Here is a 21968-nt window from a genome sequence, read left to right on the forward strand (position 1 = left end):
TCGGACCAGGGGAATTCTGCTTCAGCGTGCTCCCGTACGCCCCTTTGGGGAATGCGCGGCCCAGGCGCTCGCCGCCCGGGCCAGGGGTGAGCTGTCGGCGGCAGGCCTGCGTCTGCCGCCGTTGCGCTGCACGCAGGCGGACACGCCGACCACGCAGGAACTGAGGACCGCCGAACTCACCGTCATGGGGCACCCGGTGGCCGTGGTCGCCAAGGAACTGCGCCTCACCGAGCAGGGTGTACGGCAGCTGCTGTCCCGGGTCTACCGCGAGATCGGCACCGCCGCAGCCGGCCTCGCCGGATTCCTGGAGGACCATCCGCGCCGGCATCTCTGAGGCCGTCGGCCGGCGCGGTGCTCACACCGGGCGGGTGCGGCCCTGCCAGTACGGGTCGCGCAGACGCCGCTTGTACAGCTTGCCGTTGGGGTCGCGGGGCATCTCCGTGATGAAGTCGACGGTCCTGGGCCGCTTGTAGCCGGCGAGCTGTTCCGCGCAGTGGGCGAGGAGGGCGGCGGCCAGTTCCGGGCCGGGTTCGTGTCCCGGGGCGGGTTCCACCACGGCCTTGACCTCCTCGCCCCAGTCGTCGTGCGGGATGCCGAAGGCGGCCGCGTCGGCGACGGCGGGGTGGGAGAGGAGCGCGGACTCGATCTCGGCGGGGTAGATGTTGACGCCACCGGAGATGATCATGTCGATCTTGCGGTCGCGCAGGAAGAGGTAACCGTCCTCGTCGAGGTAGCCGAGATCACCGACGGTGAAGAAGTCGCCGATGCGGTTCTTCTCCGTCTTGGCCTCGTCCTTGTGGTAGGAGAAGCCGCCGGTGTTCATCTTCATGTAGACGGTGCCGAGTTCACCGGGCGGCAGCCGGTTGCCGTCGTCGTCGAAGACCGCGAGCTCGCTGATCGGCCAGGCCTTGCCGACCGTACCCGGCTTCTTCAGCCAGTCCTCGGCGGTGGCGAAGGCGCCGCCGCCCTCGCTGGCCGCGTAGTACTCCTCGACGCTGGGACCCCACCAGTCGAGCATCGCCCGCTTGACGTGGTCCGGGCAGGGAGCGGCGCCGTGGATGGCGTGCCGCATGGAGGAGACGTCGTAGCGGGCGCGTACCTGTTCGGGGAGGGCGAGCAGGCGGTGGAACTGGGTGGGGACCATATGGGTGTGGGTGCAGCGGTGTGCGTCGATCAGGCGGAGCATCTCCTCCGGGGTCCACTTGTCCATGAGGACCAGGCGGTGGCCGATGTGGAGGGACGCGCCCGCGAACTGCAGGACGGCCGTGTGGTAGAGCGGCGAGCAGACCAGGTGGACGTTGCCGCCGAAGGGCTGGATGCCGAAGATGCCGAGGAAGCCGCCGAGGTAGGCCGCCTCGGGGAGCCGGCCGGGCAGCGGGCGGCGGATGCCGCGGGGGCGGCCGGTGGTGCCCGAGGTGTAGTTCATGACCCAGCCGAGCTCGCGGTCGGCGGGGGCCGACTCGGGCTGCCCGTCGAGGAGTTCGGCGTAGGGCCGGAAGCCCTCGATCGCGCCGACGGCGTAACGGTGGGTGCCGGGGAGGCCGGCCTCGTCGGCGGCCTGGCGGACGGGGTCGGCGAAGCGTTCGTGGGCGAGCAGCACCTTGGCGCCGGAGTCCGCGACGATCCAGGCGATCTCGGGGCCGACGAAGTGGTGGTTGACGGGTACGAGGTAGAGACCTGCCTGGCTGGCGGCCAGGTAGGCGGCGAAGAACTCGGGCCCGTTGGGCAGGACGACCGCGAAGGCGTCGCCGCGCTCCAGTCCCGCGGCACGCAGCCCGTGGACGAGTCGGTTGGCTGCGGCGTGCAGGCGGCCGGCGGTCCATTCCTCGCCGTCGGGTGCGACGAGCACGGTGCGGTCGGGCTCGCTGGTGGCCTGGGCCCAGAATCCGGCGGGGGGCGTGCTGGTCACTTGGCGCTCCTTCCGGCGATGCGGTTGATGCGGTCGACGGCCTGCTCGAAGCCGCGGGTGAGGTCGTCGAAGACGGCCTGGACGCTGCGCTCGCTGGTCATGCGGCCGACGATCTGGCCGACGGGGGTGCCCAGCAGGGGCTCGACCTCGTACTTCTGGATGCGGGAGACGGCCTCGGCGACCAGCAGGCCCTGGAGCGGCATGGGGAGGGTGCCGGGGCCGGCCGGGTCGTCCCAGGCGTCGGTCCACTCGGTGCGCAGCTGGCGTGCGGGTTTCCCGGTCAGGGCGCGGGAGCGGACCGTGTCCCCGGAGCCGGCGGCGAGCAGTTTGCGGGTCACGGCGGGCGAGGAGAGGTCGGCCTCCGTGACCGTCAGCCATAGGGAGCCCAGCCACACACCCTGGGCGCCGAGGCTCAGTGCGGCAGCCACCTGCCGGCCGCTGCCGATGCCGCCCGCGGCCAGCACGGGCAGCGGTGCGACGGCGTCGACGACCTCCGGGGTGAGCACCATGGTGGCGATCTCGCCGGTGTGGCCGCCGGCCTCGTAGCCCTGTGCCACGACGACGTCGATGCCGGCGTCGCGGTGCTTGACGGCGTGCCGGGCGCTGCCCGCGAGCGCGGCGACCAGGACGTCCCTGTCGTGGGCGCGGTCGACGACGTCGGCGGGCGGGGAGCCGAGGGCGTTGGCGAGCAGCCGGATCGGGTAGTCGAAGGCGACGTCGAGCTGGGTGCGGGCGACCTGCTCCATCCAGCCGGTGATCCGCCACCCGGAGGCCTCGCCGTCGGCCAGTTCGGGCACCCCGTACTTGGCGAGGGTGTCCCGCACGAACTGCCTGTGCCCGTCCGGGATCATCGCCTCGACGTCGGCCTCGCTGACGTTCTCCACCTTCTTGGCGGGCATCACGACATCGAGCCCGTACGGCTTGCCGTCGACGTGCGCCTCGATCCAGTCGAGGTCGCGTTTGAGGTCGTCGGGGGCGGTGTAGCGGACCGCGCCGAGCACTCCGAACCCGCCGGCCCGGCTGATGGCCGCGGCGACGGCGGGGAACGGCGTGAAGCCGAAGACGGCGTGCTCGACTCCCAGGGTCTTGCTCAGCTCCGTCTGCATGGGCGCAGGATGCCGCAGTCGACCGCCCGACGGAAGAGCTTTTCTGATGCTCCGTCAGATTTCTGTCACGCCGGATTCCCGCGCGGTCCGCGGTTCGGACGGGGCGCCCCTCACTCCGCCTCCAGCACCGCCATCGCCGCGTTGTGTCCGGGCACCCCGCTCACCCCTCCCCCGCGTACCGCGCCCGCCCCGCACAGCAGGACGTTGGCGTGCCGGGTCTCCACTCCCCAGCGGCCGGAGCCCTCTTGCAGGTAGGGCCAGGAGAGGTCGCGGTGGAAAATGTTGCCGCCGGGCAGACGCAGGTCGCGTTCGAGGTCGAGGGGGGTCTTCGCCTCGATGCAGGGGCGGCCGTCCGCGTCGAGGGCCAGACAGTCGACGAGGGGTTCGGCGAGATGGGCGTCGAGCTGGGCGACGGTGGACTTCAGGAGTTCCGCGCGCACCCCGTCGTTGTCGGCGGCGAAGAGCCGGGCGGGAGTGTGCAGACCGAAGAGGGTGAGCGTCTGGTAGCCGCGTTCGACCAGGTCGCGGCCGAGGATCGTGGGGTCCGTCAGGGAGTGGCAGTAGATCTCCGAGGGCGGTGCGCTGGGGAGCCGGCCGGCCGCCGCCTGGGCGTGGGCGGTGGCCAGCTGCTCATAGCCCTCGGCGATGTGGAAGGTGCCGGAGAACGCCTCGCGCGGGTCCACGGCGGTGTCGCGCAGCCGGGGCAGCCGCTTCAGCAGCATGTTCACCTTGAGCTGGGCGCCCTCGGCGGGCTCCGGGGCCGGGTCGCCGGTGAGCGCGGCGAGCTCCTGCGGGGCGGCGTTGACCAGGACGTGCCGGGCGGCGACGACGCCCTCGCCGTCGGCGGTGCGGTAGGCGATCTCGGCGGACCGCCCGTCCGTCTCGATCCGTACCGCCTCGTGTCCGGTGGCGAGCACCGCGCCCGCCGAGCGCGCGGCCCCGGCCAGTGCGTCGGTGAGGGCGCCCATGCCACCGACCGGCACGTCCCAGGCGCCCGTGCCACCGCCGATGACGTGGTAGAGGAAGCAGCGGTTCTGCCGCAGCGAGGGGTCATGGGCGTCGGCGAACGTGCCGATCAGCGCGTCGGTGAGCACCACCCCGCGCACCAGGTCGTCCGTGAAGTTCTCCTCGACGGCGACCCCGATCGGCTCCTCGAACAGGGCCTTCCAGGCCGCCTCGTCGTCGATCCGGCGGCGCAGCTCCTCGCGCGAGGGCAGCGGCTCGGTGAGCGTCGGGAAGACGCGCTCGGCGACCCGGCCGGTCATGCCGTAGAACCGCTGCCAGGCCTGGTACTCCTGCTTGCCGCCGGTCAGCCGTCCGAACGCCTCACGGATGCGCCGTTCGCCGCCGCCGATCAGCAGTCCGGTGGGCCGGCCGGCGCGCTCCACCGGGGTGTACGACGAGATGGTGCGGCCGCGGACCCGGAAGTCCAGGCCCAGGTCGCGGACGATCTTCCTGGGCAGCAGGCTGACGAGGTAGGAGTAGCGCGACAACCGCGCGTCGACGCCGGCGAAGGGGCGGGTCGAGACGGCGGCGCCCCCGGTGCGGGCCAGTCGCTCCAGCACCAGCACGGTGCGCCCGGCCCGGGCCAGATAGGCCGCCGCGACCAGGCCGTTGTGGCCGCCGCCGACGATGACGGTGTCGTAGGTCCTGGATGGTTCGGTGGCTGGGGGCATGGTTCTTCGTAACACATGATGATCTAGCCAGGTAAGAGGCGTGCCGGTTCGCCCCGCCCGGAGGGCCGTTCGGACAGTACGGGTGGGTGCGCGGCCGGTCGAGCCGACGCGGTGGATCCGCACACCGGCGGGGCGCCGAGTTCCTCGCCTCGGGTCACATCTGTCCGCTCGAAGCCCGCTGTTGTCTCAGTACCGCGACCCTCCGGTACAGCCGCACCGCCTCCGCGCCCCGCCCCAACTGCTCCAGACAGTGTGCCTCGTCGTTCCTGCTGGCCAGGGTGTCCGGGTGGTCCGGGCCGAGGACGCGTTCGCGTGCGCCGGCCACGCGCCGGTACTCGGTCAGTGCGTCCGCCCAGCGTCCCAGCCAGCCCAGGCCGACCGCGACCTCCCGGCGGCTGACCAGGGTGTCGGGGTGGTCGGGACCGAGGACCTGTTCCCGGATCGCACACACGTCCCGGGATTCCGCGAGGGCCTCCTCCCAGCGCGCGAGCCGGCCCAGGTTGACGCCGAGACCGTGGCGGGCGCGCAGGGTCTCAGGGTGGGCGGGACCCTGGACACGGGTACGGTCGTCGATCAGCGCACGGTAGAGGGTGAGCGCGTCGGCGCTGCGGCCCAGGCGGCCGAGACTGATGCCCACCTCGTAGCGGGCGGCGAGGGTGTCGGGGTGATCGGGGCCAAGGGCCCGTGAGCGTGCCTCGGCAACCTCGCGGTAGGTCCCGAGCGCTTCTTCCCATCGCCCCAACTGGCCCAACGCGTGGGCGACTTCGTGACGGGTGACCAGGGTGTCGGGGTGCTGCGGGCCGAGGACCCGCACCCGGGCGAGGGCCACGTCGTGGGCCATGCGGTACGAGTCTTCCGGGCGGCCCAGTCTGCTCAGGTTGAAGGCGAGGTTGTGACGGCAGCGCAGGGTGTCGGGATGGTCCGGGCCCATCAGCCGCCGCCGGTCGGCGAGTACGGCCGTGTATGCCTGGTGGGCTTCGAAGTGACGGCCCAACTGTCCCAGCACGTAGCCGATCTCCTGGCGGGCGGCGAGAGTGTCGGGGTGGTCGGCGCCGAGGCCGCGCTCCCGGGCGCGGGCGACCTCGGTGTACTCGCGCAGGGCGTCGGCGGCGCGGCCGGTGCGGCTGAGGGCGAAGGCGGTCTCGTAGCGGCTGGCGAGGGTGTCCGGGTGGTCGGGGCCGAGGAGGCGGGCGCGCTCGGCGGCGACCGCGCGGTGCACCTCACCGGCCTCGGTCCAGCGCCCGAGCCGCCCGAGACTGAGTCCGGCGTTGTGCCGGGCGGCCAGGGCGGTGACGGCCTCCGGTCCGGGAGCCGGGTGCACGGGGAGGGGATCGGGGGTGACTCCCGCCGGGCGGGTCGTCCACGCACCCGTGAACCCGGCCGCGGGATCGGGCGGGGTGGTGCGCAGGCCGGTGCCGACCGCCTTGTGGCCGGTGGTCATGGAGCGGGTCCAGGACGGCAGCCGGGGCTCGCGGAACCCCGTGTCCGGGGGCCGGAGCCGGGGCTGTGCGGTGACGACGGTGGGGACGTACGTGGGCGTCGTACGCCCGGAGGTGATTCGCAGGCCCAACTCCTTGGCGTCGCAGGGCCGTTGCTCGGGGCGTTTGGCCAGCAGGTCCAGGACGACCTGCTCGAACCAGCCGGGCAGTTCGGCACGGTGGTCACGGGGCGGCGCGGGTGGGGTGTCGCGGTGGCCGATCAGGATCGCCCAGGCGTCGGCGAGGTCGAACGGCGGGGCCCCGGTGGCGATCTCGTACAGCACGCAGCCCAGGGAGTACAGGTCGCTGCGCTGGTCGACCTCGGTGCCGCCGATCTGTTCCGGTGACATGTAGTGCGGGGTGCCCATCGCGATGCCGGTGCCGGTCAGCCGGGAGGTGAGGCCGATGTCGTGGCGTAGGCGGGCGATGCCGAAGTCGCAGAGCTTCACCGTGCCGTCGGTGAGCCGCATGATGTTGGCGGGTTTCAGGTCCCGGTGCACGATGCCCTGTTGGTGGGTGTGGGCGAGGGCGGCGGCGACCTGCTCGGCGATGTCGACGACGTCGCCGACGGGCAGCGGATGGTGCTTGTTGTCCTCCAGGAGCTGGCTCAGGTTGCGGCCGTCCAGCAGCTCCATCACGAGGTAGAGGACGCCGTCGTGCTCGCCGAAGTCGTGGACGACGGTCACCCCGCGGTGGGAGAGGGCGGCGGCCACTCTCGCCTCGCGGCGGAACCGTTCACGCAGGACGCGGGCGAACGCCTGGTCGTGGTGCGGGCCCAGCGGCTTGAGGCACTTGAGGGCGACCTGCCGCCCGAGGGACTCGTCACGGGCCCGCCACACCTCGCCCATCCCGCCCCGCCCGATCAGGTCGAGCAGCCGGTACCGCCCGTGGACCAGCCTGGTGTCAGCCATCGCGTGCCGCCGCCCCCCGTCGCTACAGCTCCGCCCTCCTTCGGGGGACGCCGTCAAGGTGCGGCCGCGCCGAACCGGCCCGTTCCGTGACACACCCCCCGGTCGTCCAGTATGGCGGGCTAATGCCCGACTTTGTACGGTGCCGGGCGCGCGTCCGGGCCGAGCCTCGCCATGGCGCGCAGGATGTGTTTGGGCGGCAGTTGCCAGCGCAGACGTGCGGGAACACAGCGCAGCAGGGTGCCGGTGGCGCGCAGCCGCCGGGTCACGACGGCGGGTTCGGGGGCCGGTCTGCCGTACAGCTCGTGGGCGTACGGCGGCAGAGAGGCGTACGCCAGGTGGGCCACGCGCCGCCACAGCACCTCGCGCGCGGGCATCAGGAGCGGGTGCGTCGGCGGGCGGAGCAGGAAGTCGTCCACGGCGCGTGCGTCCGCTCCGGCGGCGAGCAGCGGCCGTGCGGTGAGGAAGTAGGCGGCCATGTCCGCCCGGTCGGCCGGTACGGCCGCGGGGTCCAGGCCCACCAGGCGGGCGCTGACCCGGTGCTCGGCGAGGTAGCGGTCGGCCTGGGCGTCGGTGAGGGGAAAGCCGGAGCGGCGCAGGACGTGCAGGTACGAGTCGATCTCCGCGCAGTGCACCCACAGCAGCAGCTCGGGGTCGTCGACGCCGTACCGCTCGCCGGTGTCCGGGTCGGTCGCGCCCAGCATGCTGTGGATCTTCCGGACCCGGGCCCCGGCCCGTTCGGCGGCCTCCGTCGTGCCGTAGGTCGTCGTGCCGACGAAGTCCGCGGTCCGCAGCAGCCGGCCCCAGGCGTCCTTGCGGAAGTCGGAGTTCGCCATCACGCCGCGCACCGCGCGCGGGTGCAGGGCCTGGAGGTAGAACGCGCGGATGCCGGCGACCCACATCATCGGATCGCCGTGCACCTGCCAGGTCACGGAGTCCGGGGTGAACAGCCCGGGATCGGCCTCCATGACCGCAGACTAACGCCGGACCCGCGGCATCCCCAGTCCGATCCACGAGATGATCTCCCGCTGGATCTCGTTGTTGCCGCCGCCGAAGGTGAAGATGACCGCCGAGCGGTAGCCGCGTTCCAGGTCGCCGTGGAGGACCGCGCCGGCCGAGCCCTCCTTCAGCGGGCCCGCCGCACCGGCGATCTCCATCAGCCAGGCGTAGGCGTCGCGGCGGGCCTCGGAGCCGTAGACCTTGACGGCGGAGGCGTCCTGCGGGGTGAGGCTGCCCTCCTGGACGGCGGTCACCATCTGCCAGTTCAGCAGCTTCATGGCGTCGAGGCGGGCGTGGGTGCGGGCGAGGTTGCGGCGCACCCAGGGCAGGTCGACGACGCGGCGGCCGTCGGCGAGCTTGGTCTCCATGGCCCAGCGCTGGACGTCGTGCAGGGCGCGGATGGCCATGGTGCCGTGGGCGGCGAGGGTGACCCGCTCGTGGTTGAGCTGGTTGGTGATCAGCCGCCAGCCCTGGTTCTCCTCGCCGACCCGGCGGGAGACGGGGACCCGGATGTTCTCGTAGTAGCTGGCAGTGGTGTCGTGCGAGGCGAGGGTGTTGATCACGGTGCAGGAGTAGCCGGGGTCGGAGGTCGGCACCAGGAGCATGGTGATGCCCTTGTGCGGCGGGGCCCCGGGGTCGGTACGGGTGGCCAGCCAGACCCAGTCGGCGGTGTCGCCGTTGGTGGTCCAGATCTTCTGGCCGTCGACCACGTACTGGTCGCCGTCCCGGACGGCCCGGGTCTTCAACGCGGCCAGGTCGGTGCCGGCGTCGGGCTCGCTGTAGCCGATGGCGAAGTCGATCTCGCCGGACAGGATGCGCGGCAGGAAGTACGCCTTCTGCTCGTCCGTGCCGTACCGCATGATCGTCGGGCCGACCGTGTTCAGCGCCATCAGCGGGAGGGGTACGCCCGCCTGGGCGGCCTCGTCGAAGAAGATGAACTGTTCCATCGCGGTCAGCCCACGGCCGCCGTACTCCTTCGGCCAGCCGACGCCGAGCCAGCCGTCCGTGCCCAGCCGGCGGACCGTCTCCCGGTAGAAGCGTTTCTGCGCGACCGGGTCGGCATAGCGGGCGTAGGCGTTGTCCGGCACCAGGCCGGCGAAGTAGGCGCGCAGTTCGGTGCGCAGCCGCTGCTGCTCGGGCGTGTGGTCGAGGTGCACGGCGCCTCCAGGCTCCCCACGGGCGGTCCTGACGGCGCACACCGTAGAACGTGTTCCAGAAATTGGGAATGGCGACGCCGTGCGTGACGCGGTCCGTGCGCGTCGGCCGCGGCGGACTCCCGCCCCGCCCCGGCTCCGTACGCCTCTCGGGGGCGCGGACGAGGGCCCCGGTCCGGGAGGTGCCCCGGGCGCTACGCTGTGCCAGGTCCGTCGAGGAAGCGAAGCAGTACGGCGGCCTCGGCGCGGAGCCGCGCGGCCCGGTCGGCGTGCGCGGGTGCCGTCAACCGCGCCGCGACCGACAGACGTTCGGCGGCCTCGGCGCGCACGACGTCCTCCACACCGCGCTCGCTGAGTTCACACCGGACGGCTTCGGTGGCGCCGGCGCCGACCGGCGACTGCTCAAGGGTCACGCCACGGAGTGCGGCCTCGTCCACGGGCACCGCCTCGGCGTTGTCCAGCGCCCCCAGCGTCGCGCGCAGAGCGCTCACCGCGGCCCTGTCACGGGCGCGCATCGCTTCCGGCAGTGCTTGACGCATACGAAGACGCAAAGACATGCCGGTGACCCTATGGCCGCACCCCTGGAGCCACAACGCGATATGTGCGCGGCACCGCACCGGCCGCCCGGCCGAGGGCTACACCTGCGAACCGCGGTGAGCCGCCATCGGTTCGGTCAGCGACTTGAACATGTGCACGTCCGCGTGTCCGCCGGGGATGCCCAGCGTGCGGCCGGTCTCGGCGTAGCCGTGTCGCTGGTAGAAACCGGGGGCCTGGAACGTGAAGGAGGAGACGGCCACGCGATCGCAGCCGCGCCGCCGGGCTTCCTCCTCGGCGGCCCTGAGGATCTTGCCGCCCCAGCCGTCCTCGCGGCCGTCCTCGCGCACCCACAGCATCGCGATCCCGCACAGCCCGCCCCAGGTCCACGCGGCCAGCCCGCCGATCAGCTCGCCCGCCTCGTCGGTGACCTTGACCGACAGCGTTCCCTGCTCGGTCACCCCCGTGGCGGCCGCGTTGAACGCGGTGAGCCCCTCGTCCAGCCGCTTGTTGAGCTCGGTGTCACGCTCACCGACGGTCAGGGCCGGGCCACTTCCATGATCATCAATCATGGCGCGGAGTATGCCAGTCCGCTCGGCTCCGCATCCGTCCCCCGGCACGGGCGGCCACCCACGCGCGCTTCGACGGCAGGTCCGCGGGTGCATCACCCCCTTCGCGGCAGCCTCCAGCCGTTCCGTCAACTGCGCAGGTCACGCGTGGAATCCCATGAGCCGGCCGGAGACCGGAGCCGGCTTCACGGCACCGGCGGACCTGCGCCTGCCGGAGTCCGTCGAGGCCGCCGCGCTCCGTCACGCGATCTTCCGGGTGCCCGTCTGCACCGCGTGCCGGCCGGTCAGCTCCCGCGCCGGGTGGGCCTCCACCGGGCCAGGAGCTGGTCATGACGCAACCGTGGGACCGGAGCCCGCAGCGGCAGACCGACCTCGTCCGGCTGCCCGGCCCGGACGCCGCCACCACGACCCGTACCGTCCGGCGGCGGGAGAACGCCGGCTTCGTGCGCCGGTGTCCCTGTTCCGAGGCCGGCGGCCCACCCGTCATCGAGCCGACGGAGCCCGGCAACGCCCTGCGCGGTGAGGTGGAGAAGGTCCGGACGGACCTGGAGGCCGGCGTCGCCGAAGGCATGACGACTACCCGGCAGGCGGAGGCCGTCGGCGTCCTGAACCGCATCGAGGCGAGTCTCGTCCGCGCCTGGCCGCAGCAGGGCCGTCCAGGCTCGGCGCGCACGCCGCGGCGTGGACGGGCGGCCTCCGACGGTGGGGTGACCCGCCGTCGGCGTGCCCGTCAGCGTGCGAACGCGAGGTTCGCGGTGGCGGCCGGCGTACGGCGGGCGGCGACGCGGTCCAGTACGTACTGGACCGCGAGGCACCCCAGACCCCAGGCGGCCAGGGTCGCGACGGCACCGGTGAGATGCGCGTCGTGGAAGTAGGCGGCGCCCCGGAGTCCGCGTACCGCCGCGGCCGGCGGCAGGATCGAGGCGAGCGGGGAGAGCCAGGAGGGCAGGAAGGTGGTCGGCAGGATGCCGCCGGAGGTGGCGTTGCCGAGGATCAGCAGCACCACGGAGGCGACCGGCATGCCGAGCGGCCCGAACACCCGCAGCAGCACTCCGGCGGCCGCGGCGGCCGCCCAGGCCAGCAGGCCCACCACGAGGGTGACCACCGCGAACGGGGCGGGCAGCGCGCTCAGGGCGGTGTGCGCGATCAGCGCCACCATCAGGCCGGAGGCGGCCGCGAAGACCAGCATCGAGGCGACGCGGACGGCCAGCCGCAGGCGTGGTGCGATCTGGTACGAGGAGACGGCGAAGAGGAAGCCCGCGAGTACGACGCCGAAGGCGGCGTAGAACACCGACAGTCCGCGGGAGTCCCCCGCCACCAGGGGCAGTACGTCCTTGACGGGAAGCGGCTTGCCGACCGCACCGGTCAGCGCCATGTCGAGGCTGGAGACCGTGGACGGCCCCTCCGCGCCGGCGACCAGCAGGCGGGTGCCCCGGCCGTCGGCGACCAGGGCGGCCGGCACCTCGTCGTGGGTGACGGCCCGGCGGGCGGCCGCCGCGTCCGGATAGCGGTAGAAGGTGTATCCGTCCGGGGCCTCGTTGTTGAGGGCGAGTTCGGTGTGCGCGGCCACCTTGTCGGGGGCGGCGATGCCCACGGGCTGGTGGCGGGCCGAGGGGGCGTGGAAGGCCGCGAGGTACACGGCGACGAACACGGTGCCTATCGCCAGCGCGGTGAGCACCGGCACGAGTACCGCCTTCCGGGCGCCGGCCGCCGCCGCGAGCACCGGGGCGGGCAGGCCGGGTTCGGTGTCGACCAGCGCGTGCCTGGCGTGCCGTACGTGACCGACGGCGGGCTTGGTGGGCGGGGCGTACGGGGCCGCCGGGGGCGGCATGCTGACGGAGGGCTGGATGCCGTGGTGCATGGAACGAGCTTTCCGGGATCGGGCGGGACGCGGGAGCTTCGCGGCCTGCGGCGGACGTGGTCGGCGTGCGGGGCGGATTCGTCGGTGTCGCTTCGGGCTGCCGTCCGCCTGGGGCATCCCGCCGTCCTGGAAGCTGGAGGAAGGTGAGCCGTCTAGAACATCCCGCCGTCGAGCCGCAGCGTGCGGCCCGTCATGTAGGCCGCGTCGGCGGAGGCCAGGAAGGCGTATCCGGCGGCGATCTCGGAGGGCTCCGCCAGCCGCCGCAGCGCGACGCCGACCTTGAGCCACTCGGACAGATCCTGCTTCCCGGCCAGGTCGGGGTGCAGGTAGTTCGCGCCGTTCTCGCGTGCCATGTCCGTGGCCGTGCCGCCCGGCGCGACGGCGTTGACGGCGATGCCCCTGCGTCCGAGTTCCGCGGAGAGGTTCAGGACCATCGACTCCACCGCCGCCTTGCTCGCGGCGTACAGCGTGTGCCCGAAGAACGCCTTCGACGCGCTCACCGACGAGGTCAGCACGATCCGGCCGCCTTCGCCCAGGTGGGCGGCGGCGCGCTGGACCGCGAACAGCTGCCCGCGGGTGTTGACCGCGAAGATCCGGTCGAAGTCCGCGGGCGTGATGTTCTCCAGCGCGTCGAAGTGCTCGACACCGGCGCAGGACGCGAGCACGTCCAGCCGGCCGAAGTCGGCGACCGCCCGCTCGATCAGCACCGCGGTCTGCTCCGGGTCGGCGACGTCGGCCCGGACGGCGACGGCCCGGCCACCACCGTCGACCAGCTCGGCGACCAGGGCGGCCGCGGCCTCCTCGTTCCCCCGGTAGCCGATGGCCACCGCCGCGCCCTCCCGCACCAGTCGCCTGGCGACAGCGGCGCCGATGCCACGGCTGCCGCCGGTGACGACCGCCACCTTGCCTTCGAATCGTGCCTTCTGCACGGGTGACACCACTGCTCTTCTCCCAGGGAAAGGGGGCGGCTGTCTCAGGGGGCGACGGCCGCACCGCCCGGGCCCGGCGGGAGGCATGCACCGCGCCCGGGCGTACGCGTCCGGCCGCCGCCGGTCTGCGACGGCATCACCACCGTAACATCAAGCGCAGTAAATCCTTCGTTTAATGCCTCACAGGAGCCCGCCTGACGTAACCTCGACGCGTCGGCCCGTAATGATCAAGGCCGGTCGGTACGGCCGGGAAAGGACGGGCTCACGGTGGCTCCCCGCACCCCAGGCGACCGCACCGGACCGCGACTGCGGGCGGACGCGGCCCGCAACCGGGCACAGATCCTGGCCGCCGCACGGACCGCCTTCCGCGAACTGGGCACCGCGGCACCCCTGGACGAGATCGCCCGCCGGGCCGGCGTGAACATCGCCACGCTCTACCGCCGCTTCCCCGATCGTGACGCCCTCGTCCAGCAGGTCGTCCTCGACGGATTCGCGGCGGTGGCCGAGGCCGCCCGCCGCGCCCTGGAAACCGCCCCGCAGGATCCCCTGGCGGCCGTCGAGAGGTTCCTGCTCCGCCTGGTCGACGAACGCGACACCCTCGTCCTCCCCCTGATCGGCGGACCGGTCGCCACCAGCCCCGAAGCGGTCGACCTCCAGGGCCGGATCGCCCCGCTCCTCGACGAGGTGCTCGCACACGCCCGCTCCAGGGGAGCGATCCGGCCCGACGTCACGCACATGGACCTGATCACCACCGGGGCGCTGGTCTGCCGCCCCATGCCGTACCTGCCCGCGGAGCAGGCCAAGGCCCTGGCCACCCGCCATGTGCGCATCTTCGTCGACGGCCTGCGCCCGGGCGACGCCCGCCCGCTGCCGCCCACCCCCGCACACCAGGACATCACCGTCCATCTTCACCCGGACACGAAGGGCGGCTGAGCCCCTCGCCGGCCCGGACCTGCCCACCCGCCCGCCAAGGGCCTTCACGCCCGGGATCGACGGCGGGTCCCCGCATTAGGGTCAGGGGCATGACGCCACTTCTCGCGGGCAGTGCCTTCGACTCGCTCCGCCTCGACGCCGTGCCCGACCAGGAGGCGTTGCGCCGGGTGTACGACCACCCCAGCGACGCGGCCGTACGCAAGCAGATGACCGAACTCACCGAACTGACCCGGCAGTTGATCGGTCTGTCGTCGCTGGTCCTGGTCGCCAGCGCGGATGCCGGGGGCAACTGTGACGTCTCCCCGCGCGGCGGTCCCGCCGGATTCGTCGCCGTCCTGGACGCACGGACGGTGGCGATACCGGACGCGACCGGCAACAAGCGTCTGGACACCCTGCGGAACGTCGTCGCCACCGGGCGGGCCGGGCTGCTGTTCGTCATCCCGGGGCGCACCACGACACTCCGGGTCAACGGCCGGGCCTGCGTCTCCACCCGCCCGGAGCTGCTGTCGCAGCTGACCGCCGTGGGCAGGCCGCCGACCAGCGCGCTGGTGGTGGGTATCGAGGAGGTCTACCCGCACTGCCCCAAGTCACTGCTGCGCGGCGGGGCCTGGAAGCCGGAACAGTGGCTCCCGGCGGACGCCCAGCCGACCTCGGCCGAGGTGACGCTGGCTCAGCTGCGGATGCCGGAACTGACGATCGCGGACATCGAACAGACGGAGGCGGATTCGCTCAAGTACCGGTACGAGTGACGGGCCGACCGGCGAGCGCCTGGATTCAGGCCAGTACCGCCATGAACTCCGTGCAGGCCACGGCGCACGCCCGGCACGCGGCCGCACTCTTCTCGGCCCCGGGACGGGCGTCGAAGGCCTGCGCGCACTGGAGGCAGATCGTCCGGCACCACTCCAGCTGGACGCGCAGGCCTGCCTCGTCCTGGACGTTCTCCTCCGTCAGCGCCCGGCAGGTCGCGTCGCACACCTCGGCGCACATGATGCCCGTACGGCGCATCCGCTCCAGCTCGACCGTTGCCTCCGGATCGAACACGCTGGCACCCAGCGCGCACAGCCGGGCACACTCCGTGCACGCCTGCGCGCACGCGAAACGGTCCTCAAGGTATCCGTACAGCTCCTGCTGGGAAGTCGTCGACGTCATGCACTGCGAGTTGCCCCGGCCCGGACCGGCAAACCCGGCACCGCACGGCGCGGGAACGCCGGGACGAACGGCCGAGCGGCCGCCAGGGGCCTCGTCCAACGCACCCGCGGGGTCGGACCGTGACGGTCCGGGTCGTGTCCGTCCGCACCGTGTCCGTCCGCACCGTGTCCGTCCATGCCGTGAGCGAGGACACATCCCGGAATTCGAGGGGCCCCTCATGTTAGCCTTGACGCATGAGTCACCAGCACGTCCTGTCCGCCTCCCAGGCGCCGGCGAAGCCGCTGCGCCGGGACGCGCAGCGCAACAGGGACGCGATCGTGGCCGCCGCCCGCAAGGCGTTCGCCGAACAGGGACTGGAAGCGTCCCTGGAAGGTGTCGCCCGCGAGGCGGGCGTCGCGATCGGGACGCTCTACCGGCACTTCCCCCGCAGACTCGACCTGGTCGAGGAGCTCTTCACCGCGAAGTTCACGGATCTGCTGGCCTCAGCCGAAGAGGCCGCGGCCATGGACGACGCCTGGGAAGGGTTCTGCCACTACCTGGAGAAGCTCTGCGAACTGCAGGCCTGCAACCGCGCCTTCAACGACCTGGCGTCGGCCCGGCTGCCGGTTCACGCCCTCGGCCGGGGGATGTTCGAGCGCGCCCAGGAGCTGGGCGCCCAGATCATCCGCAACGCCCAGGAGCAGGACCTCCTGCGCGAGGACGTCACCCCGGAGGACATCGCCTTCGTGATCTGGTCCCAGGCCGGGATCATCCGGGCCACCCGGGCCGTCGCCCCCAACGCCTGGCGACGCCACCTCCATCTGCTGCTCGACGGGTTCCGCGCCCAGTGTGCCCACGCGCTGCCGGAGCCTCCGCTGACCCCCCGGCAGATCGACCAGACCCTCACCACCGTCGAGTGTCCCGAAGAGGAGTGCCGCGAGTGCCAGGAGGAGACCTGAGCCGCGGCGGCTGAGGCCGCCGGCCGGCAGGGACGACACGAAGCGGGCCCGGTGCCGAGGTCGGCACCGGGCCCGCTCTCGCCCCAAGGAGGCGGTCAGCTTCCCGCCAGCAATCGGGCCAGCTCCGCGTCCAGGTCGAACCGGTCCGCCTCGGACCCCGGCAGCACCACGGACCACGTCTCGCGCAGGAAGGACTGCACGTCCCGCGCGGGGAACGTGAGCAGGGCCGATCCCGCGGGTGCCCGCAGGGCGACGAACACCACGTCGCGGCCCGAGGCGACGGCCGGCCACATGTGCACGTCTCCGCACTGCCCCGTGCGCTCGCTCAGGGCCTGCGCCAGCATGTCGCGGCTGAAGAACCACTCGACCGTCCCGTCCTGGCCCGGCGGGTGGAAGACGGTGCGGACGGCGTAGGGGTCGTCCGTCTCGTACCGCAGTGCCGCGCGCATCGACACCGACACGTCGTGTGACAGAACGAGCTCCACGGGCACCTCGTACGCCACGGTTCTGACCGATCTCACTGTCCCTCTCTCCCGCGTCCGGCTCGCCCGGCACCGCGATGGTCCCCCCAGCGCTTCGGAGCCGGTCCGGCGCCGGCCCGGCGTGCGGTCGGTTTGACGCGTCGCAACGACGGGCCCCCGGCCACGGCGTTGCGGCCCGTCAAACCGACCGTGTCGGCCTGCGGCCGCATCAGTGCTGGTGCAGGGTCCAGGCGACCTGGTCCAGGTACCAGCGCTCGGCGCTGATGCCGGTCCGCGCCGTCGCCTGCTCCTGCAGGCGGTGGTGCCCCCCGCCGTATCCGTCCTCGCGGTGGCTGACACGGTCGCTGCCGGCGGCGAAGGCCACAGCCGAGGACTGCGCGTGCCGCGAGGGCTCCGAGGCCGCCGCCGGACCGACGGCCGCTCCGAGAACGGCTCCGCCGGCCAGGGCCGTAGAAGCGACTGCGATCGAGACGCGCTTGATCCACGTGTTCATGGTCGTTCCTTGTCATTGTCCGTGCTGCGCGGCGCTTCCGAGGGGGTGGCCGCCGCGGTCTTTGGCCGAGCGGGGAGAGGAATCCTGAGGGGGTCCTCATGTTCGGCGCTGCCCAGCGTACTCGAGGGGGGCCTCATGTTTGCGGTGAAGCCCGTCACAGCGGTGACCGGCCGATACGGCGGTCACACAACGCGTCCGGTTCATACCGTTATGGGCGGGGTATCCCTCTGCTATGAGCACCGTATCGATGGAGCAGCTGGCCGCTCCGAGCGGCCTTTTGAGTCTTGGGCTGTTCGTGGTGGCCGTGGCCGTACTGGCGATGCTCGCCGGGGGCTTCTGGCTGGGCAACCGCGTCAAGTACCACGAGTCGCCCCGCCCGCGCCCCGATGAGCAGCCGAAACTGCCACCGGAGGGCGCGGTCCACGAGATCCGGGAGAACCGCGAGTCGGAGGAGATCCCCCGGATGCCCAAGGGCGGCCGTCCACTCACTCCCTACGAGCTGAGCAATCAGCAGACCAGGCCGAGCACGTCGACGGACCGACCGCGCTGGAGCAAGGGCAGCAGCGGCTCGTTCGGCGGTGGCGGGCTCGGCGCCCACTGACTGCGCGCCCCCTGAGCGAACGGCTCAACGGCCAGCGTCGAGACGTCCGACGTGGGCCACGTTGCGCAGATCCTCGGCGTCCTGGCTCGGCGTCGCCGTGAACCAGGCGTCGAGGATCTCCTTGAGCACCGGCTGCGAGGTCAGGCGCAGGCTCAGGGCGAGGACATTGGCGTCGTTCCAGCGGCGGGCGCCGTCGGCGGTGTACGCGTCCGCGCACAGGGCGGCGCGGACGCCCGGCACCTTGTTCGCGGCGATCGAGGCACCCGTGCCGGTCCAGCAGCAGACGACCGCCTGGTCGGCAGCGCCGGCGGCGACATCGCGGGCGGCCGTCTCCGAGCACACCGCCCACTGCGGGTCGGCCGCCGGATCGAGGGCGCCGTACACGCGCACCTCGTGACCACGGTGGCGCAGCTCCTCGACGAGGAGACGCGCGACGGGTTCGTCCATGTCGGAGGAGACGGAGATCCGCATGCCCGCAGCCTAGGGCCTGTCCGGGGCGGAGTCCGTGCGGGCCTCGATCGCGGTGAGGACCGAGGACATGTCCAGACGTCCGTTGCCCAGCCGTACGCTCTCGCCGTAGAGCTCGCTGCTGAGGTCGAGGAGCGGGGTGGCGATGCCGGCCGCGCGGGCCGCGTCGGCGATCAGCCGGGTGCTGGCGTGGGCGTCCGAGGTGGCGGCCTGCACGGTGAAGTCGTGCGCGGCGAGCATCGGGACCTTGACCCGGGTCACGCCGCTGGCGAGCTGGCCGGAGTCCAGGACGGCTCGGAACATCTCCAGGTCCAGGTCCTGCCGCCGGGCGAAGTGCACGGCCTCGGCCAGCGCCGCGATCGTCGTGTTCAGGTAGAGATTGACGGCCAGTTTCATCAGCAGGCCGGTGCCGGCGCCCCCGCAGTGGACGGTCTCCCGGCACATCGGGGCGAGCAGCGGCCGTACCTCCTCCACCGTGTCCCGGTCGCCGCCGAGCATCGCGACCAGTTCGCCCGCCTCGGCCGGCCGGCGTGATCCGGACACCGGGGCCTCCACGAAGCGGCCGCCGACGGCGTGGACGTCGGCGGCGAGCCCGCGCGCGTACTCGGGTGCCGTCGAGCCCATCGACACGACGACGCGTCCCTCGACGAGTTTCCCGAACGCCGGGCCGCCGCGCCCGAGGACCGTGTCCGTCACCGTCTCGTCCAGGAGCATGACGATCACGACACGGGCGCGTGCGAAGACGTCCTCGACGCTCGCCGCGACCTGCGCCCCGGCCGCGCGCAGCGGCTCGGCACGGTCGGCCGTCCGGTTCCACACCACGAGCGGGGTGCCGGCCCGGGCGAGATTGAGCGCCATGGGCTGCCCCATCACGCCGAGCCCCACGAAGCCGTACAGGGGGGCGCCGGGGCTGCCGGTCGCTTGCGTCATCGTCGTAACTCCTGTTCGGCGCGCGGAAGGTGAGGGCCATCGGCACTGTACGGCGCGCGGGCGTGGCCGCCCACGACGGGTGAGGCCGATCGGGTAGGGCGCGGCGCGCCTCGGGGATGCGGGCGGCCGTCGGTACAGGATCGGTGGTGCGGCCGCCTCGGGACGGGCCGCACCACCACGCGCAGAGGCCCGGTCATGAGAGTCTTCGACTGCCCGTTGTTCCGACGGCCCGACCGCTGCTGTCGCGACGGCCGCCCCGGCGGCACCGCGGCGGCGGCATGACCACCGCCGCGGGCGGCGGCCGCTACGGCGAGGACGTCTTCCGTCCCGATCAGGCGGGCGAGGGCGAGCGCATCGACCTCGGCGCCCTCGTCTTCGACGACCTCACGATGGCCCGGCTGCGGGAACTCGGGGTCGGCCCGGGCTGGCGCTGTCTCGATGTGGGAGCCGGTACGGGCACGGTCTCTGGCCGGCTCCTGGACGAGGCCGGGGTGGCGAGCGTGCTCGCCGTGGACCGGGACGTACGCTTCCTCACCGCTCGGCCCGGACTCGACGTCCTGGAGGCCGACATCGCCGCCGCCCCGGACGCGGTCCGCGGCAGGTTCCGGCTCGTCCACGCGCGCTTCGTGCTGATGCACCTGTCCGAACACGACCGCCTGGTCACCGCGTTGGCGGGGCTCGTGGAGCCCGGCGGGGTGCTGGTGCTCAGCGACGCGGTCGACCTGACGAGCGACCGGACGCCCGACACCCCGTACACGACGGTGATGCGGGCCATGTGGGAAGGGCTGCGGGCGACCATCGGTACCGACGTCTCCTGGGTGCCGTCCTACCCGCAACTGCTGCGGGGCGCGGGCCTGGTGTCCGTCGCCGCCGAGATCCATGTGCCGCCGCTGGTGCCGGGCGGTCCCGTCAGCCGGTTCTGGGCGGACACCTGGGAACGGAGCCGGGCCGCGATGCTGGCCACCGGCCTGGTCGACGACGCGGCCGTGGACGCGGCGGTCCGCTACCTTGCCTCCGACGAGTGCGCCGCGCTGTCGGCCGGCATGCTGACCGCCTGGGGACGCAAGCCCGAGGCGGGGACCGCGGCCTGACGGCCGCCGACCACGGCGGGGCTGCGACCAGCGCCGCCGGAAGGCCGGCCGGGCGGGCCGGGCGGGCCGGGCCGGAAAAGCAGCCGCGCACGGCTCCCTGCCGAGACCGCCGTACGCGCCGGAGCCCGGGAATCCTGCGCGGGTACGACGGTCCGCCGCGGTCCGTCCGGCCGGCCCCGTCCGGTCACTGTGCGTATCGGTCGTGTCGACGTGGCGCATCTGCGCAGAAACGGCACACAGGCTGCACACTGCCTGGCCAAAGGCTCGCTACCGTTCAGGCCGTTCGATCCCACGTGTGATCGAGATCAGGCCACGGCCGAGGACGCCGCTGGCGCAGTCGAGTCAGGAAGACCCCCGATGGACTACTGCTCCTCGTGCCGTCGGCACCTCAACGGTGCCCTGGCGTGCCCTGGTTGCGGCGCCTACGCCCCGGACATCGCGCCCCGTGTCGTGGTGACGCCGTGGCGAGCCCCGGCGGACACCGCCCGGCACGACGACACGGATCAGGGGGAAGAGGCGGCCGGGGCTTCCCGCGACGGCTCCCACACCGGGTCCGCCGCGCCGGCCGGGCGGGCGGCCCGGCGCCGTCAGCGGGCCCGCTGGAAGAAGACCCAGCGACGTGCCCTGGTGGCCACCGCCGTCGCTCTGGTCGGCGGCGGACTGACCGTCGCCTCGCTGGACCGGCAGTCCACGGACCGGACACAGGCGGCCAGCGCCCCGGACAACAGGACGATGGGAGTCGCGGACGCGGAGGCCACGCTGCCGACGCCGTCCGCGTCGGTACCGACCGGCCGTCACCGGGCCCCCGACCGCACCCCCTCCGCCCGTTCGGCGGCCACCGCGAACGCACCGCGGGAACAGACCGCCGGCGCACCCGTCGCGACCCCGGCATCCCGTCGGCTCCCCCTCGTGCCGGTGCCGTCCACGGCGTCGTCCGCCACCCGGCCCCAGGGAGCGGCCGCAGACCCCTCCGCCGCTTCCGGCACCACCACCGCCGCCCCCCAGTCGCAGCCGACGGCCACGGCGACGCCCGCTTCCACCGCGGGCGACAGCACACCGGCACCGCCGGCGACCACCGCCCCGGCCACGACCCCGCCCTCGCAGCTCTGCCTGCTGGTCATCTGCCTCGGCTGAGTCGTTCGCCCGCCCGAGGACGCGTGGCCGGGTCCGGAGTGCCGTGGTCCGTGCACATCCCGAGGAGTCGCCGGTGAGCGCCACGGGCACAGTGAGGGAGGACCAGTTGCGACGAAGGCGGACGGGAACCACGACCGGGTCCCGTCCTCGGCGAACGGAGACCTCTCGTGACGACGAATCCCGCTACCGACGCGACGGCGGATCTGTCACTCGCACCGCTCGAACGCCTCGACGAGGAGATCATCGCGCTTCTCGCCCGCCGTCGCGCCATGGCCCAGGAACTCGCGCCCCCGGCCCGCGCCCGCGCCGCCGACCCCGCCTTCGCGGAGACCGTGAGCGGCACCACGGACCGCTACCGCCAGGAACTGGGCGGCGCCGGTGAACTCGTCGCCCGCGCGGTCATAGTGCTGTGCGACCCCAGTCGCGCGTCCTGAAGAAAGCTTCCTCCGGACCCGGGGCGCGCAGCCGCCGGGCACGTTCGGGGCGGGGCCCCCGGAACACCCCGGAAGCCCGCGGCCCGACGGGCGCGGGCGGGGGGCGGGTGAACCCGCCCGCCGGGCCGGGGGGGCGCAGTTGGCCCCCGGCGGGGGGGGCCGGCCCCCCCGGCCGGGCTTCACGGCCCGGCT

Annotated in this window: 23 protein-coding genes; 8 read left to right on the forward strand and 15 right to left on the reverse strand. The window is 73.1% G+C overall.

The window, feature by feature from the left end; all coding sequences use genetic code 11:
• The first annotated feature begins 121 nt into the window (after positions 1–121).
• Complete coding sequence (locus ACFXI4_RS17880; RefSeq protein ID WP_384991635.1) at positions 122–334, forward strand: helix-turn-helix domain-containing protein; 213 nt, start codon at positions 122–124, stop codon at positions 332–334.
• A 21-nt stretch (positions 335–355) separates the two neighbouring features.
• On the opposite strand, the gene ACFXI4_RS17885 is transcribed toward ACFXI4_RS17880, so the two are convergent.
• The 10 genes from ACFXI4_RS17885 to ACFXI4_RS17930 all read right to left on the reverse strand — a co-directional run bounded on the left by ACFXI4_RS17885 (position 356) and on the right by ACFXI4_RS17930 (position 13123).
• The gene (locus ACFXI4_RS17885; protein ID WP_384991638.1) at positions 356–1909 is read right to left on the reverse strand and encodes an acyl-CoA synthetase; all 1554 of its coding nucleotides are present in this window, start codon (positions 1907–1909) and stop codon (positions 356–358) included.
• Positions 1906–3015: a nitronate monooxygenase gene (locus ACFXI4_RS17890; RefSeq protein ID WP_384991641.1), complete on the reverse strand. Its 1110-nt coding sequence runs from the start codon at positions 3013–3015 to the stop codon at positions 1906–1908. The genes ACFXI4_RS17885 and ACFXI4_RS17890 overlap by 4 nt, the downstream gene beginning before the upstream one ends.
• Before the next feature lie 110 nt (positions 3016–3125).
• Complete coding sequence (locus ACFXI4_RS17895) at positions 3126–4691, reverse strand: phytoene desaturase family protein (protein WP_384991644.1); 1566 nt, start codon at positions 4689–4691, stop codon at positions 3126–3128.
• Positions 4692–4845: 154 nt separating this feature from the next.
• A complete protein-coding gene (locus ACFXI4_RS17900) occupies positions 4846–7080 on the reverse strand; it encodes a tetratricopeptide repeat protein (protein ID WP_384991647.1) in 2235 nt (744 codons plus the stop codon).
• Positions 7081–7199: 119 nt separating this feature from the next.
• Positions 7200–8045, reverse strand: coding sequence for an oxygenase MpaB family protein (locus ACFXI4_RS17905; protein WP_384991650.1), 846 nt, complete (start codon positions 8043–8045; stop codon positions 7200–7202).
• Positions 8046–8054: 9 nt separating this feature from the next.
• Positions 8055–9233 (reverse strand): acyl-CoA dehydrogenase family protein, encoded by a 1179-nt coding sequence (locus ACFXI4_RS17910; protein ID WP_384991653.1) that lies wholly within the window; start codon positions 9231–9233, stop codon positions 8055–8057.
• Between the two features lie 191 nt (positions 9234–9424).
• Positions 9425–9745: a hypothetical protein gene (locus tag ACFXI4_RS17915; protein WP_384991976.1), complete on the reverse strand. Its 321-nt coding sequence runs from the start codon at positions 9743–9745 to the stop codon at positions 9425–9427.
• 120 nt (positions 9746–9865) lie between these two features.
• Positions 9866–10336, reverse strand: coding sequence for a GNAT family N-acetyltransferase (locus ACFXI4_RS17920; RefSeq protein ID WP_384991656.1), 471 nt, complete (start codon positions 10334–10336; stop codon positions 9866–9868).
• Positions 10337–11063: 727 nt separating this feature from the next.
• On the reverse strand, positions 11064–12194 hold the full coding sequence (locus tag ACFXI4_RS17925; protein ID WP_384991659.1) for an ABC transporter permease: 1131 nt from the start codon (positions 12192–12194) through the stop codon (positions 11064–11066).
• A 152-nt stretch (positions 12195–12346) separates the two neighbouring features.
• Positions 12347–13123 (reverse strand): SDR family NAD(P)-dependent oxidoreductase, encoded by a 777-nt coding sequence (locus tag ACFXI4_RS17930; RefSeq protein ID WP_384991662.1) that lies wholly within the window; start codon positions 13121–13123, stop codon positions 12347–12349.
• A 267-nt stretch (positions 13124–13390) separates the two neighbouring features.
• On the opposite strand from ACFXI4_RS17930, the gene ACFXI4_RS17935 reads away from it, so the two are divergent.
• Positions 13391–14056 carry a TetR/AcrR family transcriptional regulator gene (locus ACFXI4_RS17935; protein WP_384991665.1) on the forward strand — a complete coding sequence of 222 codons (666 nt, stop codon included), beginning with the start codon at positions 13391–13393 and terminating at the stop codon, positions 14054–14056.
• A gap of 89 nt (positions 14057–14145) precedes the next feature.
• Positions 14146–14805 carry an MSMEG_1061 family FMN-dependent PPOX-type flavoprotein gene (locus ACFXI4_RS17940; RefSeq protein ID WP_384991668.1) on the forward strand — a complete coding sequence of 220 codons (660 nt, stop codon included), beginning with the start codon at positions 14146–14148 and terminating at the stop codon, positions 14803–14805.
• Between the two features lie 25 nt (positions 14806–14830).
• Here ACFXI4_RS17940 and ACFXI4_RS17945 read toward each other — a convergent pair whose 3' ends face one another.
• Complete coding sequence (locus ACFXI4_RS17945) at positions 14831–15205, reverse strand: ferredoxin (protein WP_384991671.1); 375 nt, start codon at positions 15203–15205, stop codon at positions 14831–14833.
• Between the two features lie 233 nt (positions 15206–15438).
• Here ACFXI4_RS17945 and ACFXI4_RS17950 point away from each other — a divergent pair, with 233 nt between their 5' ends.
• The gene (locus ACFXI4_RS17950; protein WP_384991674.1) at positions 15439–16143 is read left to right on the forward strand and encodes a TetR/AcrR family transcriptional regulator; all 705 of its coding nucleotides are present in this window, start codon (positions 15439–15441) and stop codon (positions 16141–16143) included.
• 95 nt (positions 16144–16238) lie between these two features.
• Here ACFXI4_RS17950 and ACFXI4_RS17955 read toward each other — a convergent pair whose 3' ends face one another.
• Both ACFXI4_RS17955 and ACFXI4_RS17960 read right to left on the reverse strand, forming a co-directional pair.
• Positions 16239–16628: an SsgA family sporulation/cell division regulator gene (locus tag ACFXI4_RS17955; RefSeq protein ID WP_384991677.1), complete on the reverse strand. Its 390-nt coding sequence runs from the start codon at positions 16626–16628 to the stop codon at positions 16239–16241.
• Positions 16629–16833: 205 nt separating this feature from the next.
• Positions 16834–17118: a hypothetical protein gene (locus ACFXI4_RS17960; RefSeq protein WP_384991679.1), complete on the reverse strand. Its 285-nt coding sequence runs from the start codon at positions 17116–17118 to the stop codon at positions 16834–16836.
• A gap of 232 nt (positions 17119–17350) precedes the next feature.
• Here ACFXI4_RS17960 and ACFXI4_RS17965 point away from each other — a divergent pair, with 232 nt between their 5' ends.
• On the forward strand, positions 17351–17719 hold the full coding sequence (locus ACFXI4_RS17965; RefSeq protein WP_362729028.1) for a DUF6479 family protein: 369 nt from the start codon (positions 17351–17353) through the stop codon (positions 17717–17719).
• A 24-nt stretch (positions 17720–17743) separates the two neighbouring features.
• Here ACFXI4_RS17965 and ACFXI4_RS17970 read toward each other — a convergent pair whose 3' ends face one another.
• Together ACFXI4_RS17970 and ACFXI4_RS17975 are read right to left on the reverse strand one after the other, a co-directional pair.
• Positions 17744–18190, reverse strand: a complete 447-nt coding sequence (locus ACFXI4_RS17970; protein WP_384991681.1) for an RpiB/LacA/LacB family sugar-phosphate isomerase — start codon at positions 18188–18190, stop codon at positions 17744–17746.
• A 9-nt stretch (positions 18191–18199) separates the two neighbouring features.
• On the reverse strand, positions 18200–19117 hold the full coding sequence (locus ACFXI4_RS17975) for an NAD(P)-dependent oxidoreductase (RefSeq protein WP_384991683.1): 918 nt from the start codon (positions 19115–19117) through the stop codon (positions 18200–18202).
• A gap of 278 nt (positions 19118–19395) precedes the next feature.
• Between ACFXI4_RS17975 and ACFXI4_RS17980 the strand changes: the two genes are divergently transcribed.
• The 3 genes from ACFXI4_RS17980 to ACFXI4_RS17990 all read left to right on the forward strand — a co-directional run bounded on the left by ACFXI4_RS17980 (position 19396) and on the right by ACFXI4_RS17990 (position 21776).
• Entirely contained in the window at positions 19396–20208 is an 813-nt protein-coding gene (locus ACFXI4_RS17980; protein WP_384991686.1) for a class I SAM-dependent methyltransferase, read from the forward strand.
• Positions 20209–20565: 357 nt separating this feature from the next.
• Entirely contained in the window at positions 20566–21342 is a 777-nt protein-coding gene (locus ACFXI4_RS17985; RefSeq protein ID WP_384991689.1) for a hypothetical protein, read from the forward strand.
• Positions 21343–21509: 167 nt separating this feature from the next.
• A complete protein-coding gene (locus ACFXI4_RS17990) occupies positions 21510–21776 on the forward strand; it encodes a hypothetical protein (protein WP_384991696.1) in 267 nt (88 codons plus the stop codon).
• Positions 21777–21968: the final 192 nt, after the last annotated feature.

Origin of the sequence: Streptomyces sp. NPDC059224 (assembly GCF_042754285.1) — a bacterium.
GTDB lineage: Bacteria > Actinomycetota > Actinomycetes > Streptomycetales > Streptomycetaceae > Streptomyces.

Bases quoted from the DNA above. Each gene is read 5' to 3' on its own strand.
- ACFXI4_RS17965 (WP_362729028.1), top strand. From the start codon at position 17,351: ATGAGCACCGTATCGATGGAGCAGCTGGCCGCTCCGAGCGGCCTTTTG.
- ACFXI4_RS17895 (WP_384991644.1), bottom strand. From the start codon at position 4,691: ATGCCCCCAGCCACCGAACCATCCAGGACCTACGACACCGTCATCGTC.
- ACFXI4_RS17915 (WP_384991976.1), bottom strand. From the start codon at position 9,745: ATGCGCGCCCGTGACAGGGCCGCGGTGAGCGCTCTGCGCGCGACGCTG.
- ACFXI4_RS17980 (WP_384991686.1), top strand. From the start codon at position 19,396: ATGACCACCGCCGCGGGCGGCGGCCGCTACGGCGAGGACGTCTTCCGT.
- ACFXI4_RS17900 (WP_384991647.1), bottom strand. From the start codon at position 7,080: ATGGCTGACACCAGGCTGGTCCACGGGCGGTACCGGCTGCTCGACCTG.
- ACFXI4_RS17920 (WP_384991656.1), bottom strand. From the start codon at position 10,336: ATGATTGATGATCATGGAAGTGGCCCGGCCCTGACCGTCGGTGAGCGT.
- ACFXI4_RS17985 (WP_384991689.1), top strand. From the start codon at position 20,566: ATGGACTACTGCTCCTCGTGCCGTCGGCACCTCAACGGTGCCCTGGCG.
- ACFXI4_RS17950 (WP_384991674.1), top strand. From the start codon at position 15,439: ATGAGTCACCAGCACGTCCTGTCCGCCTCCCAGGCGCCGGCGAAGCCG.
- ACFXI4_RS17890 (WP_384991641.1), bottom strand. From the start codon at position 3,015: ATGCAGACGGAGCTGAGCAAGACCCTGGGAGTCGAGCACGCCGTCTTC.
- ACFXI4_RS17925 (WP_384991659.1), bottom strand. From the start codon at position 12,194: ATGCACCACGGCATCCAGCCCTCCGTCAGCATGCCGCCCCCGGCGGCC.
- ACFXI4_RS17940 (WP_384991668.1), top strand. From the start codon at position 14,146: ATGACGCCACTTCTCGCGGGCAGTGCCTTCGACTCGCTCCGCCTCGAC.
- ACFXI4_RS17960 (WP_384991679.1), bottom strand. From the start codon at position 17,118: ATGAACACGTGGATCAAGCGCGTCTCGATCGCAGTCGCTTCTACGGCC.
- ACFXI4_RS17945 (WP_384991671.1), bottom strand. From the start codon at position 15,205: ATGACGTCGACGACTTCCCAGCAGGAGCTGTACGGATACCTTGAGGAC.
- ACFXI4_RS17970 (WP_384991681.1), bottom strand. From the start codon at position 18,190: ATGCGGATCTCCGTCTCCTCCGACATGGACGAACCCGTCGCGCGTCTC.
- ACFXI4_RS17975 (WP_384991683.1), bottom strand. From the start codon at position 19,117: ATGACGCAAGCGACCGGCAGCCCCGGCGCCCCCCTGTACGGCTTCGTG.
- ACFXI4_RS17905 (WP_384991650.1), bottom strand. From the start codon at position 8,045: ATGGAGGCCGATCCCGGGCTGTTCACCCCGGACTCCGTGACCTGGCAG.